Genomic DNA, 21,974 nt, shown 5'->3' with positions numbered 1-21,974 from the left:
CCTCACCCTAAGTGTAAATTGAACGGCTGGACTTGGGAAAATTGATCGCCATTGAATTGATACAGATCAGAAATGGAACCAACGTTTAGCATTCAAGTCACACAAACATATCCCTATGTTTGCCACCACCGACACGATTTATCCCGTGAACGCATACATTATTGGCATGCCACCATGTATAATCGTGAGTTCGCTCTAAGCGAATTAACCTAAGGATTTTTTTTGTTTCGCATTTATCGCTGCTCGTTTATGACAATGCGTTTTTTGGGCCTTCTTTGCCTCAGCTTAGTACTGATTTTTCAGCACGCTGCGCACGCTCAGGTAACAATCAATGGCGTCCAGCAAAACGCTATCTTGGATAATATTCACCTGCATCTAGCGAATGTAGAGATCGATACATCTTTAAGCCCCGAGCGTTTGTGGCAAGAGCCAATTGAGCAAGCCATCAACAAAGCGGTAAAACCGTTTGGCTACTACGCTGCCGATATGCGTATTTTTCAAGAAGATGGCAAGGTCAGCGTTAATATTTCACTCGGTGATCCTTTAACGATTGCCAATATTACTTTAGAAGTGATCGGTGCAGGGCGCTCAGATTCATGGTTTTCACAACGTTTCAAACAGTTCCCTTTGCAACTTGGCCAACCATTGCAGCAACACTTATACGATCAATTTAAAGCCGATATGCTCGCGACAGCGATTTCCCGTGGCTATTTTGATTTTAAATGGCAGGCGGCACGACTGGATTTAGTACGTGAAACGCGCGAGGCAAATATTCTCCTTGTTGCGCAATCTGGACCCCGCTACAAGTATGGTGAATTACGCATTAAAGGCGATGATATTGCGCAAACTATTATCGCTCGAATTAATCCACTCGAACAAGGCGCTCCTTACCTAGCCGAAGAAATCAGTGAGCTTAATCGCGTCATCAATAACACAGGTTACTTTAATCGTGCAGTAGCTCGCCCGCTGGTGAGCGAAGCAATCGACGGTCTTGTCCCAATCGAAGTGACGCTGGCTCACAAACCCAGGGACCTGTTCGACTTGGGTGTTGGTTTTTCCAGTGATATTGGTGCTCAGTTTAGCGCTAAGTGGCAGCGTCCTTGGGTAAACTCAAGGGGTCATAGCGTACAAGCTGATGTTTTCTTATCAGAACCTGAACAGTCATTAACCAGTAGTTATCGCATTCCCATGGGCGACGTCAACAATGATTATCTGTCATTACAAGCGGGATTTGAAAGTACCGATGAAAATGATACACGCAGTGAGAGTATAACCTTTGCCGCGCAGCGTTTCTGGAAGCCCAAGGGAACGGATTGGCAACAAAGCGTTTTCATTCGCTATCAGAATGAACGATTTGCCCAAGCTTCAGAAGATAAACAAACCACTCAGCTTGTCTTGCCTGGGTATTCGATAAGCCTTTTTCGCTCACGCGGCGGCTTGGATATTGAGTGGGGCAATCGCACTGTACTAACAGTGGAAGCAGGTGATGATACATTGCTATCTGATATTGATGTGGCGCGAGTCAGCGCTCGCACTAAATGGATCCGGACGTTCGAGCGACACCGCTGGGTAGCTCGTGCAGAAGTTGGTGCGATTGCAACCTCAGATTTTACTCAAGTTCCGGCCAGCATGCGCTTTTTCGCTGGCGGTGACCAAAGTATTCGCGGTTTCAACTACCGCACGGTCTCACCCAAAGATGACGCCGGAAAATTTTTAGGCGCTCGATATTTAGCGGTGGGAAGCATTGAATATGCCTACCCCATCGCAGAGCAATGGCGCCTAGCGACCTTTGTTGATGCAGGCACAGCTACCAATGATTTCGAAGACGATCTTGCATGGGGGACTGGATTTGGCGTGCACTATTTATCTGTGATTGGCCCCATCAGACTGTATTTGGCGCGCGGTAAATTCAATGATGAAACCAAATACCAACTGCACTTCGCTTTGGGGCCTGAATTATGATCTGGCTGAAGCGTATTTTACTCGGATTAGTGCTTTTCGTAGCGGCTTTATTGCTAACCGCCTGGCTTGCAGTTAGTCGATTGGGATCGGCGATGTTATTAGACTATGCCATAGATTATGTCGATGGATTAAGTGTTGGAGCGATTAATGGTGGACTCAGTTCGACCATAGAATTTTCTGATGTAGTTTATGTAAGCGATAACTTAAACCTCCGTGCCGACAAGGTAAGCGTCACTTTAACTTGGCGCTGCTTTTTGCAATTTTCGGTCTGTGCCGAACAGGTATCAACCAGCGGTGTGCAGCTTACCCTCGCTGACTCAGAAGAAGCGAGTGAAGATCAATCGACCACCGACCCCAGCATCATCCGCTTGCCATTTTTGGTCGCTCTCGACAAGCTGGTAGCCGCCGACACCACGATTAATTTAGCCGACGGTACTCAAATCTCTCTGTCTCAGTTAGACACTGAACTGCGTTTATATCGACGGTTCAGGGCCTTATCACCTGTCCTAGCAGGGCTTAAGATCGCGTTACCCACAAACTCAGCACAAGCGGCACCCGATGAGTCCGCAACACTAATTACTCTGCCCGACGTCTGGTTACCGTTAGATGCAAACATTCACCAGCTTAAATTAACCGATGCAGAGATCAAACAAGGTGAAAAACTATTTAGCCTTGAACAGCTTGACCTTACTACTAGGCTTGCTGGCTACGACATCGATATACAAGCCATGCAGCTAAGGAGCTCATTGTTGAATATGAGCGCAAAAGGTAAATTGCAAACACGTAGCGATTACCCGATATCTCTCGAAATTAACTCGAATGGAAAATACCAGAACTTGCCGTTTGCAGGACAATTAGAGTTAGCCAACTCTCTGGCCAACCTTAAGCTAAAGCTACAAACGCAAAAGCCACTGGTAAGTGCAACACAAGGCACAATCCAACTGTTAACTGAAAGCAATGCAGCCGATATCAGCATAACCTGGCAGCCATTTACACATAAGGACTTGGCGCTCGCCAATGGGTTTGAAGTCGCAAGTGGAGAGCTCTCGTTGCAAGGCGATCGTACGAACTATCACCTACTTGCTGCGACTGCTGTATCACTAGCAGAGTTGCCGACTCCGCTACATCTGAACATTGACGCAGGATTAAATGAAACTCGTTTGCAATTGAACAGTGTCAATGCCGAGTTACTCGATGGCAGCATTGATTTAGCTGGCGATATACAATTATCGGAACAACTGTCATGGTTACTATCCGCCGATATTCAAAAACTCGATTTACAGCACTTGAATGAAGACTTCCCCAGCGAAATTACAGGCACTGTCGCTGGCAGCGGACAGTTCACAGACGGTTTACCCAATATTAATGTTACCCAGCTCGACCTAACCGGAACACAATTAAATTATCCGCTGGCAGTAAAAGCCAGTGGCGCATATGCAGGTAATGCAGGGGTTGCGGTTAGTAGCTTTACCCTTTCTCATCTCGATAATCATGTGCAGGGCTTTGCAAGACTGCTACTCGACCGCCGAATAGACGCGGATGTAATTGTCTCAATCCCTAAGTTAACCGATAGTGTAAGTTCACTGTCAGGGGATATTCGCGGCAACGTGATGGTTGCAGGTGAAATCATGCGCCCGGAAGTCTCGGCCAACTTAGTCGCTAACAACATTGCCACACTCACTGACGGGCAGTGGGCAACCCTCTTACAGCGCATCGTATTGCAAGTTCAAGGGCGCAGCGACGCACCAACAGTCGCCTTACTTGCAGAACACCCAGAAGGTTCTATTACCAGTAAGATCGATTTGAACGTCACTGATACTGCAATTAAGGCAACGCCGAGTGAGCTCGAGATTGCCTTTGCCAGCAGTCTATTTTCTTTGCAACAACCAGCAGATTTTACCTTAGATTTAACGCAACAAAGCGTCGCTTTAAGTGCTTCCATGTGTTTGCACAGTCAGCAGAAGGCCGAGCTTTGTATCAATGAGTTTGGTTTTACCGACGAAATACTCAAATTCTCTCTTGGCCTTGATAATCTCGCCGCAATGGAGGCTCTGACTTGGTCGCGAACTACCGTGCCAATTGAAAACCCCGCGAGTATCATTTCCGCACAAATTAATGGCGGATACTCACCAGAAAACGGATTACAAGCAACAGCCTTGGCCGAAGTTAGTGCCGGTCAATGGACACTTGGCGACAGTGGTAATTCAATCACTATTGCAGCAGAGACGATCCCGCTGAGCGCAAAATTTGCAGAGCAAAAACTTCAGCTTGAGGCCTCTGTAGTAGGTCCTGTAATCGGTAAATTAGCACTCCAAAGTTGGCTTGATGTCAGTGCTGAACAGCCACAAGTTGATATGAATCTTGTCGCCACGCGATTCGACGTATCGCCGTTCGCCTTTTTGAGTCAGGAAATTAATGAGTTGAACGGGATGTTCGATGCTGATGTTTCGGTTACGGGCGAGATAACCCAGCCTTCTATAAATGGTCAGCTAGTACTTACAGATGGACTCATCGATATTAGCAAGGCACCTGCGATACTTAAAGCTTGGGAAGCTAGCATTGAGTTTAATGGCCAGTCAGCCGCAGTGGATAGCACGTTTATTCTAGGTAATGGAAATGGTGCTCTCTTAGGCGAACTCAATTGGCAAGACGGCGTTGCTTTGCAAGCGACAATTCAAGGCAATAAGCTTAATTTTTCCCATCAAGATATTGCCTTAACGTTGTCACCGGATTTGTCTGTGAATTATTCACCAGCAGGCTTGCGTTTGGTTGGTGAACTGAATATTCCCAAAGCGAAAATTAAAGTGGATACCTTACCACAAGGCACAATTAGTGAATCTGCAGACGTGCATTTACGGGGTGAACCAGCACCAACATCGACAGTAGAAACAGCTTTTGTCGACCTGCAAATCAATATTGACCCTGATAACAATAAGCAGGTAGAGCTTGATGCGTTCGGTTTAGAGGCTTTTCTCACAGGCGACTTGCGCGTGACCAACCAGCCCTCATTGAGTGCCTTTGGAGACCTGCAAATTGTTGACGGTGAGTACCGCGCATACGGGCAGGAACTGCTGATCCGCACCGGTGACTTGCAGTTTAATGGTGCATTTAGTCAGCCGCTACTTTACATCGAAGCAATACGCGACCCAGACCTAACTGAGGATGGCGTGATCGCAGGGATCCGGATTGATGGGTTGGCTAACCAACCGAATATCCAACTATTTTCAGAACCTACACTCGACCAAAGTCAAACACTCGCTTATCTATTGTCTGGGCGTGGAAATATAGGCAGTGGCGACTCAAATAATGCTAATTACGCCAGCCTGCTATTTGGTCTGGGTGTATCAAACAGTGAATCGTTAACCAACCGTTTGGGAAATGCGCTCGGCATCGATGATCTTCGGCTGCAAAGTAAGGGCAGTGATAAAAATACCCAATTCTCTGTGAGTGGCAAACTCAACGAAGATCTAACCGTTGAATATGGCGTAAATCTGGATTCAGTCAGCGAGGTTACGTTGCGCTATCAGTTGTTGCCGAGGCTCTATTTAGAGGCTGTCAGTAGCCTGTATGAGTCGATATTTGTGTATTATCGGTTCAGCCGTGGAGAGGTGGTAAGGAGAACCACTAAGGCCGCCGAGGAAGCCAATAGTGATCCCGGCTCCTAACCCAAATCTTTTATTCGCCCGTTGCGTAAGCTGTAGATCCAGCTATGAATTTTTAACGATTGTTGACGCGCAATTGCATCTTGCACGATCGTAGTTTGTCGAACATTTTCAGCCTGAGCAATCACATTCAACTCGCACAAGCGATTGGCTCTCTCGTGAGTGTCTAAAGCGGTTAGCTCGCTTTCATGTTGGCGGTAAATGTCCTTGATGTGCGCAAGCCAATTATCAATCAATCCTAAGTTTTGTTGAGTTAAGGCCGCTTCAACACCACCACATCCGTAATGTCCACAAACAATAATATGCTTAACTTTAAGTACGTCCACCGCGTACTGCAGAACCGATAAACAATTAAAGTCAGTATGAACAACCATGTTCGCTACATTCCGATGCACAAAAATTTCGCCCGGCAATAGATCAACAATCTGGTTGGCCGGCACCCGACTATCGGAACAACCGATCCACAGATAAACCGGCTTCTGCTGACGCGAAAGTAAGTCAAAAAATGTCGGATCAGCAGCCTGCGTGCGGGTCGCCCAAGCTTCATTGTTTTCAAGTAAACGTTTAATCTCTGGCATCTTCCAATCCTTGTTGTTGGGCTTTTAGTTGTGCATACAGTTGAGTAAATTTTTGTGCCCGTTGACGCGCCCAAAACCACATAGGTAGTAACAGCAAAAATGTCACGCTACTGCTTATTCCTGCCTTTCTCGCCCACACGTCATTTGCCAGCTCTCCGGATAAACCTATCATTCCCCAAATCGCTAAAACCACAAGCCAACTAACCCAACAACTGTGCTGGGTCACGCGGGCAATTTTAATATTGCTTTGAGTTTGTCGCAGCAATGAAGACAAATGAGTTTTAACATCACTAGTTTCATTCGAATCAAATACTACAAAGCGTCGAAGATACAACAAGTACCCAGCGAAAATCCCGCTAAAAAGCACAACTGCAAGTAACGCTAAGAAAACCAACAAGGAAAAGCGCTCACGAAATACTAGGAGCAAGATCAGGCTGACCACGACAGACGCAACATCCAACGCAGCATAAAGGCGCTGTTTGCGCCGCATTTTTCTGAGCGACTGTTTGACGGCTTGCGCATCAACTTCTGGCACCGATTGTTTAAGCCACAAATCAGAGAGCTGTTTTTCAAAAGGGTCATTGTGCATGGAATTTACTCTTTAACTGCTGTTTTGCGCGATTTAACAACACACCAACGTTGGAAGGAGAAAGCCCTAGGATCTCTGCAATATCATTATAATTAACACCTTCCATGGCTAAGGTCATTACTTGTCTGGCATTAATGGGTAAACTGCGCACCAAAGTGACTAATTGATTAATTGCTTGTTGTTCCGCCAGAACCGCTTCGGCACTTTGATGCGCGTTGTCAGGTAACTCTAGTTCGGTGAATTCCATGGCATTATTGCTGGGCTCTCGAACTTGCTTATTCACATGAGTAACTGCACGATTGTGGGCGATGCGCAGAAGGTAGGTTTTCAAGCTGCTTTTATGCGAAAAAGCCCCCATTGCTTGCCATACGGCAAGACATATCTCTTGGGTAAGCTCACGTTGTAATTCCGGATCCGACTCATAGGTAGCCGCAACCCTGGATAACATTGGGCCATACTCAGCCAGCAATTCTTCAAACGGCATCGACTAGTCCCGCGGTCACTACTGCGAAAGTTAGAGTCTTGCAGTGAACCTGCTGATGAAACCTGATCAATCTCAAAAACCTTCCCACTTCAGAGAAAATAAAACAATAAAAACAGTATGTTGCAGGAAAATTCATCCGCATATAAATATTTTTTCTGAATACTTGTAATAATTTGCGCGCACAACGGACTATATCGATAAACCGACTGTTCCACACTGACGCAAGGAGAATATCATGTCAACGTTACTTGTTATCACACTATTTGTAGCGGTTTGTAGTTTTAGCCTTTGGTTGTGCTGGCTTGATAAAGTCAATCATTGGCGCATAGTCGACTGGCTCAACGGGCGTGTTAACAATCCTTTTATTGCTACCAACAATACGGTTCAATCTACAGCTTCCTCGCACTCTAAAGATGAGCTTGCTGCACTGCGCGAAAGGATTGAAGTACTAGAAAGAATTGTTACTGAACCCAGCTATGAGCTGAATCGCAAAATTAATGAGTTGTGATTAAGGTAGCCGTTGCGCCGCGTCAATTCGATAACGTTTGTGTAACCACATTAATCATTTATTTTTTAACCCTCGGCCTGACCGTTGAAGTTGTTGGGCCATGAATGCTAATTCAATTATCTGCAGTGTACGTTTTTCGGACGTATGGAGCATCAAAGAACCGTCATCGTGACGAAAGTCACGACCTCTTATAAACTAACTTTAGACAGTTTTACCCAAGCAAAATTTCGTACAAGTCTTCCCAACCCGGATTTATAGAAGCAATTAATTCATCTTTCCAAGCTCTGCGCCAATTTTTTAATCGTTTCTCTCTTTGAATTGCATTTTCCATTGACGTGAATTGTTCAAAGTAAACTAATTTTTGAAGGTTATAATTTTTGCTAAATCCATTAATTTGTTTGGTTTTATGCTGATATATACGCTGTATCAGATTGCCCGTTACGCCAATGTAAACGGTTGTATTGTATGTATTAGTGATAATGTATACGCAAGGTTGTTTCATCATCGAATTCTGTTGCTACGATTTCTTTCGATGATAATTCAATTGAGTTACTACTTATCCTGATCAACAGGAGGGATTTAAGTCAATCCTATTATGACCAAGATGATTGTGACTATCGTCACAATGACGGAAATTTGTTGTAACAGCTCCTTGTCTATAGGAGATCCCGGCCTTCGCCGGGATCACGGGCTGGTAAAAGGTTATTAAAACGGTCTAATAACTTAAGCTTTCAACTCTTACTACAGTGATTTTGCTAGCGTGCTCATAACAACTATGCACGCTAACATATTAACAAATTAAAGATTGTTTTGAAGAAATGACAAGTAGGCCTCTTGTGCAGTAATTCGATTCGCTTTTTTCCGGAATCCATGCCCTTCATCTTCAAACAATATATATTCCACTGGGATGTTATTGGCTCGAATGGCCGCAACCATTTCATCACTTTCAACCTGCAATACGCGCGGATCATTTGCTCCTTGCACAATCAATACTGGTTTTTTCACATTTTGTGCGTGAAACAAAGGTGAAATTCGATATAACCGATCTTTATCAGTAGCAGGATCACCCAGCTCATCATACAAATACTGTCTAAACGACTCCCACCATGGTGGGATACTTTCTAATGTACGCACCCAGTTAGTTACACCAAAAATATTAATCCCTAACTGGAATTCGTCGGTAAATGTCATTGCTGCCATGGTCAAGTAACCACCATAGCTCCCCCCCATAACAACAATTTTGCTACCGTCAACCCAATCTAATGACTGTAGGTATTTCTTACCGTAAACGATATCTTGCAAATCATCTTCACCATGACGCTTGTCGTCTAAATGGAAAAAGGTCTTTCCGTAGCCACTAGATCCTCGGTTATTCACTCCTAGCATTGCGTAACCGTGATTTACCAAGTGCTGCAATAAGGCTGAATATCCTTTGCGAGTTTGGCCGCCTGGGCCACCATGAATAAAGATAATCGCTGGTACTTTATTATCTGCACTAGCTTGTTTGGGTTTAAACAGTAAGGCTGGAATATCGAGTTCATCGAAACTCGGATAACGTACAATCTGACTACTTACCAGATGCGCTTCATCCATCGCAGGTGAAAGACTATTGGTTAGCCGCACAACTTCAGTCGAACCAATTTCATGGGTATATAAATTCGAGGGAGAAACGTCCGAATTAATATAGAAAACTAGCTGCTTTTCGTCCTTGGAAAAGTTAACACCGCGCAAATCTCCCTGCGGTAGCGTTGGTAAGGTCAACGGCACACCCGTTTCTACTTCAATGATATCTAATTGTGTTTGAGCATCAGCATTGACACCTGCTACTCGATATTTTCCATTCTCTGAGAAATAGTAGAACACCACGTCCCAATCAGCTGAGTATTCAGGCATTACCTCTCCCGACGCCAAGTTGTAACGGTAAGCCTTAGTAAACTCACTATTTTGGTCGCTGCCGAATACCAAAAATTGATTGTCTGGGGTAAAGGTAAATGCGCTATGAGTTGCATTGCCCTCATGCGGAGTAATGTGAGTTCTAACCATGCCTTCAGAGGCCAAGTCAATTGCGTATAAATCATCATTAGCGTTGCTATGAACGGTTGAGATGATTACCCAGCGGCCATCACCGCTGATAGACTGCAGCCCCTCCGCTGCGGTATTTTCGAAGATCAGTTCACGCGAAAAATCCGCGATATTATAAACGTACAGATCCATGGCTTTGTTATCACGCTCATTGGTGGCAACAAAGAATTGTTCATCATTGTCATGCCAACCATAAAATGTCGCGCGATGAGACTCGCCGGGTGTAAGATCTTGCGTGCTACCATCCGCATTTAGCACATAGATGTGACTCAGTTCATTACCCCCTTGATCCGATGAGTACAAAATACGATCATCATTTGGAAACCAACTGTAGCCACTTACTGCATCGCCGGTTGAAAAGGTTAACTGAGTTGGTTCTGCACCATCCAGGGGATAACGATAAGCATTAAACACGCCACTGGCATCACTGTTGACCAAAACCGCACTGCCATCGTGACTGATAGAACTACCATACAGAGTAGTCGTAGCAAAAAATTCCTCTGCCGAATACTGTTTAAAAGCTGGTTGCTCGGGTAGTGAGGTGTCTGTTATCGCTGGAGATTCCGTTTGGGGAGCTTGACCGCAACCCGCAAGCGCAAAACTAAAAATCAGTGAGGCGCCGAGAAATTTGGCAATTTGCATAAGGTTTCCTTGTATTGGAGATAAATTCCAAATACCAGTATGACCAAACAAGCCAGAATTACTAGTGTCTGTCTCAGCTACTGTTGATGATGAGTAACAACTGGCAATGTAAAACACACATTGAGTCCACCACCACTGTGATTTTCAATGTTGATTTCACCGCCATGCATATCAATAATACGCTTGGTGATTGCCAGCCCTAATCCAGAGCCAGTGCTTCCATGAGCTGCACCGCGCGCTTTATCGCCACGCACAAAAGGTGAAAACAAGGATTCGATGTCAGCGTCTTCAATCCCTGCCCCAAAGTCGCGTACACAACAGATGATCATAGCGCCTCGGGTATCTAATGTGGTGCTAATAGTGATGTCTGCACTGCCATATTTAAATGCATTTTCGATCAGGTTATCCAACACGCGTTTGAGCGCAATTTTACGCATGAAAGTTTGGGGTACATCGGTTAAGTGCAATTCAATATGATGATCGTCATCCAAATGACGAACGTTCACGAGTTCATTAATAATTGCGTTTAGGTCCTCGAGCTCACGTTGTTCACTGTGATCCAGACGCGCGTAATCGATAAATTGGTCGATAATGTCGTTCATGTCCTCTATATCATGCACGATACCATCTTTGACCCAATCCTGTTCTTCGGGCAGCATTTCGGTGGCAAGACGAATGCGCGTCAATGGTGTACGCAAATCATGCGAAATGCCCGCCGTCATCAGCGTACGATCATCCTCTAATTGCTTGATCCCTTTTGACATCCGATTAAAGGCTTTAGTCACGGCCATTAATTCACTGGTTCCCTCTTCCGCTAGGGGCTTGGGAAAGTGTCCTCGCCCTACGTCCATGGCCGCGGCCTCTAACGCCTGCAAAGGTCGATTTAAGCGTCTGACAAAGAGCCACCCGCCTAATACGCTAAGCACACCTATGACCATTAAGACAATGGTTATGGGAGGCAAATCACCACTGGATACACCTTGCATCGGTAATACAAACCAGGTATCTGGAGCACGCGGTGTATTCACCCAAACAACCCAATTTTCCGCTCTCGCATTGGCCTCAAGCACGCCAATCATAACCGTCGCGTTGGTTTCCAGACGTCGTGATACCGCATTAGAAATAAATGAATAATAAGTCGCATCAGCTAAACCCTGAAGATTGGCTTCGGACTCGGAAAAGAAATGAATATCCGTCAGATCTGAGAAAGCTTGCTTCTCTGCGGGGCTGCGCAAATGGATCTCTTCATTCAAAATCACGTTTACTTGGTCAGCGATCAAGCCACTGATTTGCTGATAACTAGGCCGCACGAAATAATACGCCACGCCCAGATAGGATACGACCTGGTTGATCAATAATAGTGCGCCGATCAAAAAGACGGTTTGCCCGAACGCACTTTTAGGGAATATTCGCATGAATAAAGCTAGTTATTCTCCAGGTACCGAACCGTCAGGTACAAAGACATACCCCAAACCCCATACGGTTTGAATGTAACGAGGATTCGCTGGGTCTACTTCTAGCATACGACGCAACCGCGACACCTGAACATCAATACTGCGTTCTAGTGCACTATAATCACGCCCACGGGCAAGGTTCATCAATTTATCGCGTGACAAAGGTTCACGCGGATGAGTAACCAAAGACTTAAGCACCGCAAACTCGCCACTCGTTAAACTCAATGGCTTACCATCATCGCTCATCTCTCGAGTAGCCAAGTTGAGTTTATAACTCCCAAATTCAACAATCTGCTCTGACTGACTTGGCGCTCCTGGCGCTTCTGAGGCCTTGCGCCGCAGTACCGCTTTGGCGCGAGCTAGCAATTCTCTGGGATTAAAGGGCTTAGGAAGATAATCATCGGCCCCCATTTCCAACCCAATAATACGGTCAACTTCATCGCCTTTAGCGGTCAACATGATAATAGGTATATCGTTTTCTTTCTGGCGCAAACGACGACAAATTGAGAGCCCGTCTTCGCCAGGTAACATCAGATCTAACACGATGAGATGAAAGTTCTCGCGCTCTAGCAAACGATCCATTTGTTCAGCATTGGCAGCCGACCTAACTTGATAGCCCTGCTCTACCAAATAACGCTCAAGCAATGCGCGTAAACGCATATCATCGTCAACGACTAAAATCTTGGAAGTTTCTTGCCCCATAGTGGTATCCATGTAGATGCTTAATCAGACTATAAAGCATCACGGAGCAACAAAAAAGTCAGTGCTATCGACAATCTTTCGCTGGAGTGTTACAACCTGTGTCAAACATAAGGTTTAAAGCGCATGCTGCATTACCTGCGAATAGGCTTACTGGCACCACTTTTGTTCTATCAGGGCAAACAGGTGCGCAAAATTACACCGGTATTGCCCGAACCACATGGTGCACGCAAGTGGGGTAGTCGCGAAGCGAAATTTCCAATCCTATTAATAGGCGACTCGTCGGCAGCTGGCGTAGGCGCCTCTACCCAAGCTGATGCATTATTAGGTCAATTAGCCCGTCGATTAAAACCCTATGATGTGTCGATCACGCTTGTTGCACGAACAGGCGCGACTAGTGCCGATGCTTTGCACTGGTTGCAAGATGTATCAACCAAATACTTTGCCGCTGTTATCACGGTATTTGGGGTTAATCATGTCGTCGCTAACCATACTCAACAGCGCTGGCTACGGGAACAAAGCGCATTATTTACCGAACTTCAGCGTTTGTTTGATGAACCTGAAGTATTCTCGTGTGGGTTACCACCAATGCATTGTTTCCCGGCTTTACCACAACCGCTTAGATGGTGTTTAGGCGCCCGCGCAATCGCATTTGATACTGCCCTTAAACGCCTTACCGGCGCGCATTCGAAGCATCATTACTGTGCAATCAAGGTTAACCAAACACCTGACATGATGGCGCATGACGGCTTTCATCCGAGTACTCAAGGATATCAAACCTGGAGTCAACAACTGGCAACCCAGCTGCTCAAAGTTCTGCATTTAAAAACGATAGAGTAAAGATGGACATTACCGTCGTCAGGTACAATTTCTGACTAGGAGTAATGCGTTGCTAATGGTGGCAATTTAACGCGGCTAGCGGTCTTGTAACCAGTCAACCTGAAAGCCAGCCCTGCGTTTTTTCTCTAACAATTCTTCGATTAGCGGCGTAAGAATAAGCTCCATGGCTAAGCCCATTTTTCCACCCGGAACGACCAGCGTATTGATGCGTGACATAAACGCGCCATCGATCATCTGTAGTAAGTAAGGAAAATCGACATTCCGCATTTCTCTACGAAAACGCACAACAACAAAGCTCTCGTCCTGACTTGGAATTTCACGCGCACTGAACGGATTTGAAGTATCAACGGTGGGCACGCGTTGGAAATTTACATGGGTACGCGAAAACTGTGGCGTTATATAGTGAAAGTAGTCATCCAAACTGCGCACAATACTGCTCATGACAGCTTCGCGTGAATGACCTCTGTCGGTAGTATCGCGCACAATCTTTTGGATCCATTCTAGATTGACTATCGGCACCATACCAACCAGCAGGTCTACGTGTTGCGCGACATCTGCTTCATCGGTCGCTACACCACCATGTAACCCTTCATAAAAAAGTAAGTCCGTATTTTCGGGTAAATCCTGCCAAGGCGTAAACGTTCCCGGCATCTGATTAAAAGGCACGGCCTCATCAAAGGTATGCAAATACTGACGAAATTTACCTCGGCCCGTTTCCGCGTATTCTTTAAACAGGTTTTCGAGCATAACAAAGTCATTTGCCTTAGGCCCGAAATAGCTGATGTGCCGGCCCTGCTCTTGCGCCTTGCGGATTTCTACTTCCATTTCTGGTCGGGTAAAGCGGTGAAAACTATCGCCGGCAACGGATGCTGAATTAACCGATAAATTGCGGAAAATATGCCGTATTGCATTCGTAGTGGTTGTCGTGCCTGCGCCTGACGAACCGGTGATTGCGATGATCGGATGCTTTACTGACATAGTACTCTAGTGCCTGCTTTGGGGGGATTAGTTATAAGCAAGGCCACAACAATAATCAAGCGGTTTACCTGCTTTATTCATTAGAGTGATCATGTTTTTCACCACTCATTAGAAGCTTTTTACAATGAGGACAATGAGTTAACGCACGAGCATTCGCAATCTTAGCTTGTGCTCTAATCGAAGCAAACAATGCCTGTGCCTCTTCTTTATCCAATTGCAGTGAGCGACGCAAATGCTCAAGACGATCCACATCGGTTAATTGTAGGTGACCGTTGTGCAGCATATTGATGACCTGCGAACGAAATTTGTCGCGGCGTAATGACATCTGCTCTGTGAAACTCGATGCAAGGATACCAGCTGGCAAGGCAAATAAGGCTACACCTAGCAAAATAAAAAGTCCGGCGACAAATTTACCCATTGCGGTTACTGGTGCTACATCGCCATATCCCACCGTGCTCAGCGTTACAACTGACCACCACAGGGCTTCCGGGATACTACCAAAGTGCTCCGGCTGGGCGAAGCGCTCGAGGTGATACATGCTCGTTGCTGCAATGACCATCACAATCATGAGCATTCCTAATGCTGCAACGATTACACGGTATTCGCGTGCAAGCACCAATTGGAGTGTTTGCATAGCAATTGAATAGCGCCCCAACTTTATCATGCGGATCAAACGGAACAAGCGTAAAACGCGCAGATCGATAGGCATCAACATACTGAGGTAAAACGGTAAAATAGCCAGCAAATCGATGAGCGACATCGGCCGCAAGGCATATTTAAGCCGATAAACAATGGATGAGGTTGCTGCGGCCTTGTGGGTATAGTCGTCCTCTAATGTACAAGTCCATATCCGCGCCAAATACTCCAGCGTAAAAATGGCCACCGAGAACGCCTCAAACGTGGTGAAATAGGCAGTGTACGCATCCCACTCTGGCAGCGTTTCTAACATCACCGCAACGACATTAGCAATGATCAGTACGATCAGCAGCCAGTCAAACCATCGGCCTTGTCGATTGTTACTATTATAGGGTTGCAGAGTATAAAATAATGACTGACGAAATTGCTGTAGGCTCATGGCATTGGCTCCGCTGTTTTCCCTTTCACATGAGCGTTAAGGAACTCATTAGCGTAAAAGCTTTTAAATTCGGCGCGTTCTACCTCTTCTTCCCACCAGCGAGTCATTGCTGCCACATACTCAGGTGTGTGAACCAGTTCAGCAAGCGCCGTATTCACATGCTCAATCACTTGTCGCCCCCAAGAATTCCTAGGGCAGGCCACATACCCGATGGCATACGCTGGTATTCCCTTGATATCCAGCGCGGTTATATCGCTGCGCTTTTGTCCAGTGCGATTGAAATACGCAAGTTCAAACGGATAAGCAATAGTGGCATCGATGCGGTTGCGTGCAATCAAAGTAAACATCACTTCATTCTTTTCGACCGGCATTCTAAGGATCCGTTGTGACTCAACCTGCTTCAGCACCTTATCCAAATCGGGCCCGTAAGAACGGGCCGATATTAAGCCCAACGTGACCGACTCATCCTCTAACAATCGCTTTATATCAACAGGCGAGGTCAATGCGTGGCGCTTGACTGCTTCAGCGCTGACTAATAGCCGATTTGAAGGTGTAAAAAGAGACGGAGTAGAGAAGTACGCGTATTTTTCTCGCTCTGAGGTTTTGAACAGGGCCGGATGACAGACCTGCTTACCCAACTGAATGTCATATATCGCTCTGGCTTGGGTGGTTAATGGTTGTCTATGTTCATAGTGTGGCAGCTTGGCGAACAGATTGGCCAAGATCAAATCAATAAAACCCTCACCCTGGTCATCCCCTAATTTCATGTACAACGGTGGCGCATGAAAGGTTTGCCAATTAATAACTGACACATCTTCGTCAGCCCATGCGAAAGGACTCAATACGCAAATGAGAATAAGCAGGGTAAATTCAAAACAATTTTTCAAAAGTATGCTTGTGCGTGTGGTGCATTACACAACACTAATCAAGGATCGTGAGAATGTCTAGAAATCAGCGAAGCAAGAAGCGCCCACAGTGGCGGGCGCACATTTATTTCAAACTAGCCTTGTTCGCGCTTGATTGCTCGATAGGCAATATCATTGCGATATTCCATATTTTGCCAACTAATATTGGCTAATAGTGCATAAGCATTTTGTTGCGCTTGCGTGACTGTATCACCAAGAGCAGTGGCACATAACACGCGACCACCATTAGTAACCACCTGCTGCCCTTGTATAGCGGTGCCGGCATGAAACACTTTGCCTGCCACGTCACTCGCTTTATCTAGCCCTTGGATCACTGCGCCTTTGGCGTAACTCCCTGGATAGCCGCCAGCAGCAAGCACAACACCAACAGCGGCTTGTGAGGTAAAAGAAATCGATTGTGTGGCCAATTGCTTATCACACGCTGCAGCACATAGCTCAACCAAATCAGATTGCAAACGCATCATAATTGGCTGCGTCTCAGGATCACCAAAGCGACAATTATATTCAATCACTTTTGGTGTTCCATCCGCCATGATCATCAAACCAGCATACAAAAAGCCCGTGTATTCGTTGCCTTCCTCACGCATGCCTTTTACCGTAGGTTCGATAACCTCGGCCATAATACGCTGATGAATATCGGGAGTTACCACCGGTGCAGGCGAGTATGCACCCATGCCGCCGGTGTTTGGCCCAGTGTCACCATCGTACGCGCGCTTGTGGTCCTGACTGGTTGCGAAAGGTAATACGTTTTCACCATCAACCATAACGATAAATGAAGCTTCTTCACCGTCTAAGAATTCTTCAATAACGACTCGACTACCCGCGTCTCCAAACGCATTCCCAGATAGCATATCGCGAATAGCTGTTTCAGCTTCAGCTTCTGTCATTGCAACGATAACGCCTTTACCAGCGGCGAGGCCATCGGCCTTTACAACTATCGGTGCACCGTTTTCTTTTACATACGCTAAGGCAGGCTCTACCTCGGTAAATACGGCATAAAAAGCAGTGGGAATATTGTGACGGGCCAAAAAGTCCTTAGTAAAGGCTTTCGACCCCTCTAATTGGGCAGCGGCCTGTGTAGGGCCGAAGATTTTCAGACCTGCGGCGCGAAACGCGTCAACTACACCGATCACAAGCGGGGCTTCTGGTCCTACAATGGTTAAATCAATGGCATTGTTTTGCGCAAACGATAATAGTCCGTCAATATCTTCCACGCCTATATCAATATTCTCAATATTCGCTTCGAGTGCTGTTCCAGCGTTTCCGGGCGCAACATATACCTGAGTAACACCTTTAGATTGTGCCGCTTTCCACGCTAACGCGTGCTCGCGCCCACCACTACCGATGATTAATACTTTCATTGTTTGTTCCTACCTATCACTGCAATTAATGACGGAAATGACGCATGCCGGTAAAGACCATCGCAATGCCGTGCTCATCAGCGGCTGCAATAACTTCTTCATCGCGCATTGAACCACCGGGTTGAATAACCGCTTTCACACCTGCTGCCGCGGCTGCATCAATACCATCTCTGAATGGAAAAAATGCATCTGACGCCATTACACAGCCTTCGACTTGTAAATTCTCATCCGCGGCTTTGATACCGGCAATTTTGGCAGAATAAACGCGGCTCATTTGGCCTGCGCCGACACCAATCGTCATACCGTCTTTGCAGTAAACAATAGCGTTCGATTTAACGTATTTAGCCACTTTCCAGGTAAACATCAGGTCCTTTAGCTGCTCAGCTGTTGGCTGTACTTTAGTGACAACCTCAAGGTCTTCCTGCTCGACCATGCCAAAATCACGCTCCTGCACGAGTAAACCACCATTGACCCTTTTAAAATCGTAACCTTCGGTCAACTGGCCGTGCCAATCACCACAAGCTAAAACGCGCACATTCTGCTTCGCATTGCAGATGGTTAAGGCTTCGTCATCGATTTCTGGTGCAATGATAACCTCAACAAACTGTCGCGAGATAATGGCTTCAGCGGTAGCTGCATCGAGCGTGCGATTAAACGCAATAATGCCCCCAAACGCCGATGTTGGATCAGTTTGGTAAGCACGTTCATAGGCAGCTAATATTGACTCACCTAAAGCAACACCGCATGGGTTGGCGTGTTTAACGATGACACACGCTGGCTCATCAAACTCTTTAACGCACTCTAAAGCAGCATCGGTATCTGCGATGTTATTGAATGAGAGTGCTTTACCTTGCAACTGACGTGCGGTTGCCACCGAATTTTCTTGCACCGCATTCTCAACATAAAACGCAGCTTGCTGATGCGAGTTTTCACCGTAGCGTAAATCTTGCTTTTTGCTTAGCTGAATATTGAATGTTCGTGGGAATTCGCTGTGGTGACAATCTTCAGTATGCTCGTGTTGCTCGTCCTGATCGAGGCGAGCACCGAAATAATTGGCAATCATGCCGTCGTATTCTGCCGTATGTTCAAAGGCTTTAACGGCTAAATCAAAGCGCAATGCAGCACTCACCGCTCCTGCGTTTTGTTGCATATCAGCAAGCACGGCTGAATAGTCAGCAGCATTAACGACAATGGTAACATCGCGGTGGTTTTTAGCCGCCGCACGCACCATGGTTGGCCCACCAATATCAATGTTTTCAATCGCATCTTCTAAAGCACAATTCGGATCTGCCACTGTCTGCGCAAACGGGTATAAATTCACCACAACTAAATCAATGGGCAATATCCCATTTTCAGCCATAACTGCTTCGTCCTGACCGCGACGCGCTAAAATTCCGCCATGGATTTTAGGATGTAGCGTTTTAACGCGACCATCCATGATTTCTGGGTGACCGGTGTGTTCCGACACCTCGATAACGGGTAGATTATTGTCTGCGAGTAATTTAGCGGTACCGCCGGTGGATAAAAGCTGAACGCCAGCCTTATGGAGTTGCTGAGCAAATTCGAGAATGCCGGTTTTGTCGGAAACACTGAGTAAAGCGCGTTGAATTGGGTTTGCCATGATGAATATCTTCTACACTAAAATTTGAACGAGGAAAGATTCAAAACAAAAAAAGCACCCGAGGGTGCTTTTTCGTTGCATACGACTTAGTTCATGCCGTACTGCTTTAGCTTCTTGCGCAGGGTACCGCGGTTGATACCCATTAATACAGAAGCTCGAGTTTGGTTGCCACGAGTATACTTCATAACTTCCTCTAACAACGGTGCTTCTAATTCTGCCAGCACTAACTCATACAAGTTATCAATATCGTTGTTGTTTAACTCCTTCAAATACTTAGCAACGGCCTGCTTCACAGAATCACGCAAAGGCTTCTCAGCTAACGTTTGTGAAGGTGTCGTTACTGTTGTGGTAAATGGTGAAGTTATATTTTGATCGAACATATACTACCTAATCAGTTGTAAAAATTTTAAATTATGCAGCACTTGAAACGTCTAATTCGCGTAGCTGCTGGAAAAAATTATCGATTGCTTCCAATTGTTCGACGTCCGTTTCGACCGCATTGAAAAAACTGCGAAACTTGCGATCAGTGTCACGCTCTGCGAGATACCATCCCACATGCTTGCGTGCGATGCGCACGCCACTGATCCCTGAATAAAATCGCTGCACGTTGATTACGTGCTCTCGCAGTACTTGGTGTTGCTCATCAAGTGATGGCAACTGAGCCTTTCTTCCGGTTTGAAAATGCTCAATAATTTGCTTGAAAATCCAAGGATTTCCTTGCGCGCCGCGCCCAATCATAACGCCGTCGGCGTCTGTTTTACGCATCACTTCTGCCGCTTTTTCCGGACTGGTAATATCCCCATTAGCAATCACAGGAATAGTCACCGCAGCCTTGATAGCTGCAATCGTGTCATATTCAGCCTGACCTTTATACATGCATTCGCGCGTGCGCCCATGCACGGCCAAAGAGCAAATCCCTTTATCTTCTGCAATGCGCGCAATTTCAACGCCATTGCGATTGTCGCGATTCCAACCGGTGCGTATTTTTAATGTAACGGGAACATCGACGGCTTGTACCACTGCATCAACAATACGTTCAACTAGCTCTGGGTCTTGTAATAAAGCAGAACCAGCCAATTTTTTGTTCACCTTTTTAGCTGGGCAACCCATGTTTATATCGATGATTTGAGCACCGTTTTCAACATTGAATTGTGCAGCTTGTGCCATTAAGGCTGGCTCCGAACCGGCGATCTGAACTGAGCGAATACCCACTTCACCCGTATGATCCATGCGCTTCAAAGATTTGGTGGTGCGCCAAACATCTGGATTGCTCGATAGCATTTCGGAGACAACCAAACCCGCACCCATTTTTTTGCACATTTGCCGAAACGGTCTATCTGTAACTCCCGCCATAGGCGCCAACAAGACATTATTGTCGAGTTGATAGTGACCAATAGTAAGCTGTTTCAGCAATGGATTGTTCAAAAAATGACCTGCCTTACAAAGAGGGACGCATTTTACGGATTTTTACGCAAATGAAAAGGCTATTTTTTGCACAATTTTTTATCTTTGGGTATTGACATTCAAATGGTGGTCTGACCAAGTTTGTTGAGTTCAAACACGTCGTGTACCACTAACTCTTGCCCATTCGCCACTGACTTTCGACGGCGCCAAATCGAAGTTCTCTGCATAATGCTTTTCAATTTCAGCCACTTGTTCAGCGAGGATCCCCGATAATACGAGTTGCCCACCGATGCGACAATAAGCAGTGATGATCGAACGTAACTCTAATAGAGGACCAGACAGGATATTGGCAACCACAACATCGGCTTCAAGTTGCGGTTGCTGCTCTGGCATAAAGACATCAAATTGGCGGTCAACCTGATTGCGTTTGGCATTTTCTTTAGTGGCCAGCAATGCCTGTGGGTCGATATCTATGCCAATACAATGAGCAGCCCCTAACTTTAACGCCGCGACGCCTAATATGCCTGAGCCACAACCAAAATCCACCACCTGACAATTCGTCACATCAATACCATCTAGCCATTCTAAACACAGTGCTGTGGTGGGATGCGTACCCGTGCCAAATGCCAGCCCCGGATCGAGCAACACATTGACGGCGCTTGGCTCAGGGATTTCACGCCAACTAGGGCAAATCCATAAACGCTGACCAAACTGCATGGGATGAAAGCTGTCCATCCATTCCCGCACCCAATCCTTATCTTCAAGTTGCTCTGTTTTAAGCTTATCGTCGCTATTTAAAAGTCCCGATTGCTGTAATTTTGCCGCCAGCGCCTGAATATCCGCATCACTTGCAAATAATCCAATTACTCGAGTGTCTGGCCACAATAACACTTCACCCGGTTTGGGCTCATACATTGGGGTGTCTTTGCCATCCACCATGGTAACTGCTTGAGCATCGTGAAAGTTAAGCCACTCACTGATCGCATCCGCGCGGGTTGGATGGGTATCAATGATCAATTGCAACCAAGCCATAAAGATTCTCTTTTTCGTTGTTTGGCGTATAGTAACAAATTAATAGCGACTTTTACTCATCAGCGACAAGGCCTCAT

The 21,974-nt window shown here is 46.0% G+C and carries 19 protein-coding genes; 4 read left to right on the top strand and 15 right to left on the bottom strand.

The window, feature by feature from the left end; all coding sequences use genetic code 11:
• Positions 1 to 249: 249 nt before the first annotated feature.
• Both CSH92_RS12240 and CSH92_RS12235 read left to right on the top strand, forming a co-directional pair.
• A complete protein-coding gene (locus CSH92_RS12240) occupies positions 250 to 1,962 on the top strand; it encodes an autotransporter assembly complex protein TamA (protein WP_100657931.1) in 1,713 nt (570 codons plus the stop codon).
• Positions 1,959 to 5,627, top strand: a complete 3,669-nt coding sequence (locus tag CSH92_RS12235; protein ID WP_100657930.1) for a translocation/assembly module TamB domain-containing protein — start codon at positions 1,959 to 1,961, stop codon at positions 5,625 to 5,627. Before CSH92_RS12240 ends, CSH92_RS12235 begins: the two co-directional genes overlap by 4 nt.
• On the opposite strand, the gene can is transcribed toward CSH92_RS12235, so the two are convergent.
• Genes can through CSH92_RS12220 form a run of 3 tightly spaced genes read right to left on the bottom strand, consistent with a single transcriptional unit; the run spans position 5,624 to position 7,275 of the window.
• Positions 5,624 to 6,202: a carbonate dehydratase gene (gene can, locus CSH92_RS12230; protein ID WP_100657929.1), complete on the bottom strand. Its 579-nt coding sequence runs from the start codon at positions 6,200 to 6,202 to the stop codon at positions 5,624 to 5,626. The two genes, CSH92_RS12235 and can, sit on opposite strands and share 4 nt — an antisense overlap.
• The gene (locus CSH92_RS12225) at positions 6,189 to 6,791 is read right to left on the bottom strand and encodes a hypothetical protein (protein WP_100657928.1); all 603 of its coding nucleotides are present in this window, start codon (positions 6,789 to 6,791) and stop codon (positions 6,189 to 6,191) included. Before CSH92_RS12225 ends, can begins: the two co-directional genes overlap by 14 nt.
• A complete protein-coding gene (locus CSH92_RS12220) occupies positions 6,781 to 7,275 on the bottom strand; it encodes an RNA polymerase sigma factor (RefSeq protein WP_100657927.1) in 495 nt (164 codons plus the stop codon). The genes CSH92_RS12225 and CSH92_RS12220 overlap by 11 nt, the downstream gene beginning before the upstream one ends.
• Before the next feature lie 235 nt (positions 7,276 to 7,510).
• Here CSH92_RS12220 and CSH92_RS12215 point away from each other — a divergent pair, with 235 nt between their 5' ends.
• Positions 7,511 to 7,783: a hypothetical protein gene (locus tag CSH92_RS12215; protein WP_100657926.1), complete on the top strand. Its 273-nt coding sequence runs from the start codon at positions 7,511 to 7,513 to the stop codon at positions 7,781 to 7,783.
• A 211-nt stretch (positions 7,784 to 7,994) separates the two neighbouring features.
• On the opposite strand, the gene CSH92_RS12210 is transcribed toward CSH92_RS12215, so the two are convergent.
• The 4 genes from CSH92_RS12210 to ompR all read right to left on the bottom strand — a co-directional run bounded on the left by CSH92_RS12210 (position 7,995) and on the right by ompR (position 12,663).
• Positions 7,995 to 8,288: a GIY-YIG nuclease family protein gene (locus CSH92_RS12210; protein WP_164084729.1), complete on the bottom strand. Its 294-nt coding sequence runs from the start codon at positions 8,286 to 8,288 to the stop codon at positions 7,995 to 7,997.
• A gap of 293 nt (positions 8,289 to 8,581) precedes the next feature.
• Positions 8,582 to 10,507 (bottom strand): S9 family peptidase, encoded by a 1,926-nt coding sequence (locus tag CSH92_RS12205; RefSeq protein ID WP_100657925.1) that lies wholly within the window; start codon positions 10,505 to 10,507, stop codon positions 8,582 to 8,584.
• A 77-nt stretch (positions 10,508 to 10,584) separates the two neighbouring features.
• The gene (envZ, locus tag CSH92_RS12200) at positions 10,585 to 11,922 is read right to left on the bottom strand and encodes a two-component system sensor histidine kinase EnvZ (RefSeq protein ID WP_100657924.1); all 1,338 of its coding nucleotides are present in this window, start codon (positions 11,920 to 11,922) and stop codon (positions 10,585 to 10,587) included.
• Positions 11,923 to 11,934: 12 nt separating this feature from the next.
• Complete coding sequence (ompR, locus tag CSH92_RS12195) at positions 11,935 to 12,663, bottom strand: osmolarity response regulator transcription factor OmpR (protein WP_100658220.1); 729 nt, start codon at positions 12,661 to 12,663, stop codon at positions 11,935 to 11,937.
• Positions 12,664 to 12,786: 123 nt separating this feature from the next.
• On the opposite strand from ompR, the gene CSH92_RS12190 reads away from it, so the two are divergent.
• Positions 12,787 to 13,500: an SGNH/GDSL hydrolase family protein gene (locus tag CSH92_RS12190; RefSeq protein WP_100657923.1), complete on the top strand. Its 714-nt coding sequence runs from the start codon at positions 12,787 to 12,789 to the stop codon at positions 13,498 to 13,500.
• Between the two features lie 75 nt (positions 13,501 to 13,575).
• Here the strand turns inward: CSH92_RS12190 and CSH92_RS12185 are convergent, their stop codons facing one another.
• The 8 genes from CSH92_RS12185 to prmA all read right to left on the bottom strand — a co-directional run bounded on the left by CSH92_RS12185 (position 13,576) and on the right by prmA (position 21,897).
• Positions 13,576 to 14,478 (bottom strand): phosphoribulokinase, encoded by a 903-nt coding sequence (locus tag CSH92_RS12185; protein ID WP_100657922.1) that lies wholly within the window; start codon positions 14,476 to 14,478, stop codon positions 13,576 to 13,578.
• A gap of 73 nt (positions 14,479 to 14,551) precedes the next feature.
• Positions 14,552 to 15,553 (bottom strand): ion transporter, encoded by a 1,002-nt coding sequence (locus CSH92_RS12180; RefSeq protein ID WP_100657921.1) that lies wholly within the window; start codon positions 15,551 to 15,553, stop codon positions 14,552 to 14,554.
• Entirely contained in the window at positions 15,550 to 16,440 is an 891-nt protein-coding gene (locus CSH92_RS12175) for a TIGR02285 family protein (RefSeq protein WP_164084727.1), read from the bottom strand. The genes CSH92_RS12180 and CSH92_RS12175 overlap by 4 nt, the downstream gene beginning before the upstream one ends.
• 113 nt (positions 16,441 to 16,553) lie before the next feature.
• Positions 16,554 to 17,840, bottom strand: coding sequence for a phosphoribosylamine--glycine ligase (gene purD / locus CSH92_RS12170; protein ID WP_100657919.1), 1,287 nt, complete (start codon positions 17,838 to 17,840; stop codon positions 16,554 to 16,556).
• A 25-nt stretch (positions 17,841 to 17,865) separates the two neighbouring features.
• Complete coding sequence (gene purH / locus CSH92_RS12165; protein WP_100657918.1) at positions 17,866 to 19,461, bottom strand: bifunctional phosphoribosylaminoimidazolecarboxamide formyltransferase/IMP cyclohydrolase; 1,596 nt, start codon at positions 19,459 to 19,461, stop codon at positions 17,866 to 17,868.
• A gap of 86 nt (positions 19,462 to 19,547) precedes the next feature.
• On the bottom strand, positions 19,548 to 19,841 hold the full coding sequence (gene fis, locus CSH92_RS12160) for a DNA-binding transcriptional regulator Fis (protein ID WP_100642583.1): 294 nt from the start codon (positions 19,839 to 19,841) through the stop codon (positions 19,548 to 19,550).
• A gap of 31 nt (positions 19,842 to 19,872) precedes the next feature.
• Positions 19,873 to 20,886 (bottom strand): tRNA dihydrouridine synthase DusB, encoded by a 1,014-nt coding sequence (gene dusB / locus CSH92_RS12155; protein ID WP_100657917.1) that lies wholly within the window; start codon positions 20,884 to 20,886, stop codon positions 19,873 to 19,875.
• Positions 20,887 to 21,015: 129 nt separating this feature from the next.
• Entirely contained in the window at positions 21,016 to 21,897 is an 882-nt protein-coding gene (gene prmA / locus CSH92_RS12150; protein WP_100657916.1) for a 50S ribosomal protein L11 methyltransferase, read from the bottom strand.
• Positions 21,898 to 21,974: the final 77 nt, after the last annotated feature.

The organism is Neoalteromonas flava (assembly GCF_002807685.1).
GTDB classification, from domain to species: Bacteria; Pseudomonadota; Gammaproteobacteria; order Enterobacterales; family Alteromonadaceae; genus Alteromonas_E; species Alteromonas_E flava.
Note: the sequence above shows the minus strand (reverse complement) of the source record. Positions and strands in the feature narration are given on the sequence as shown.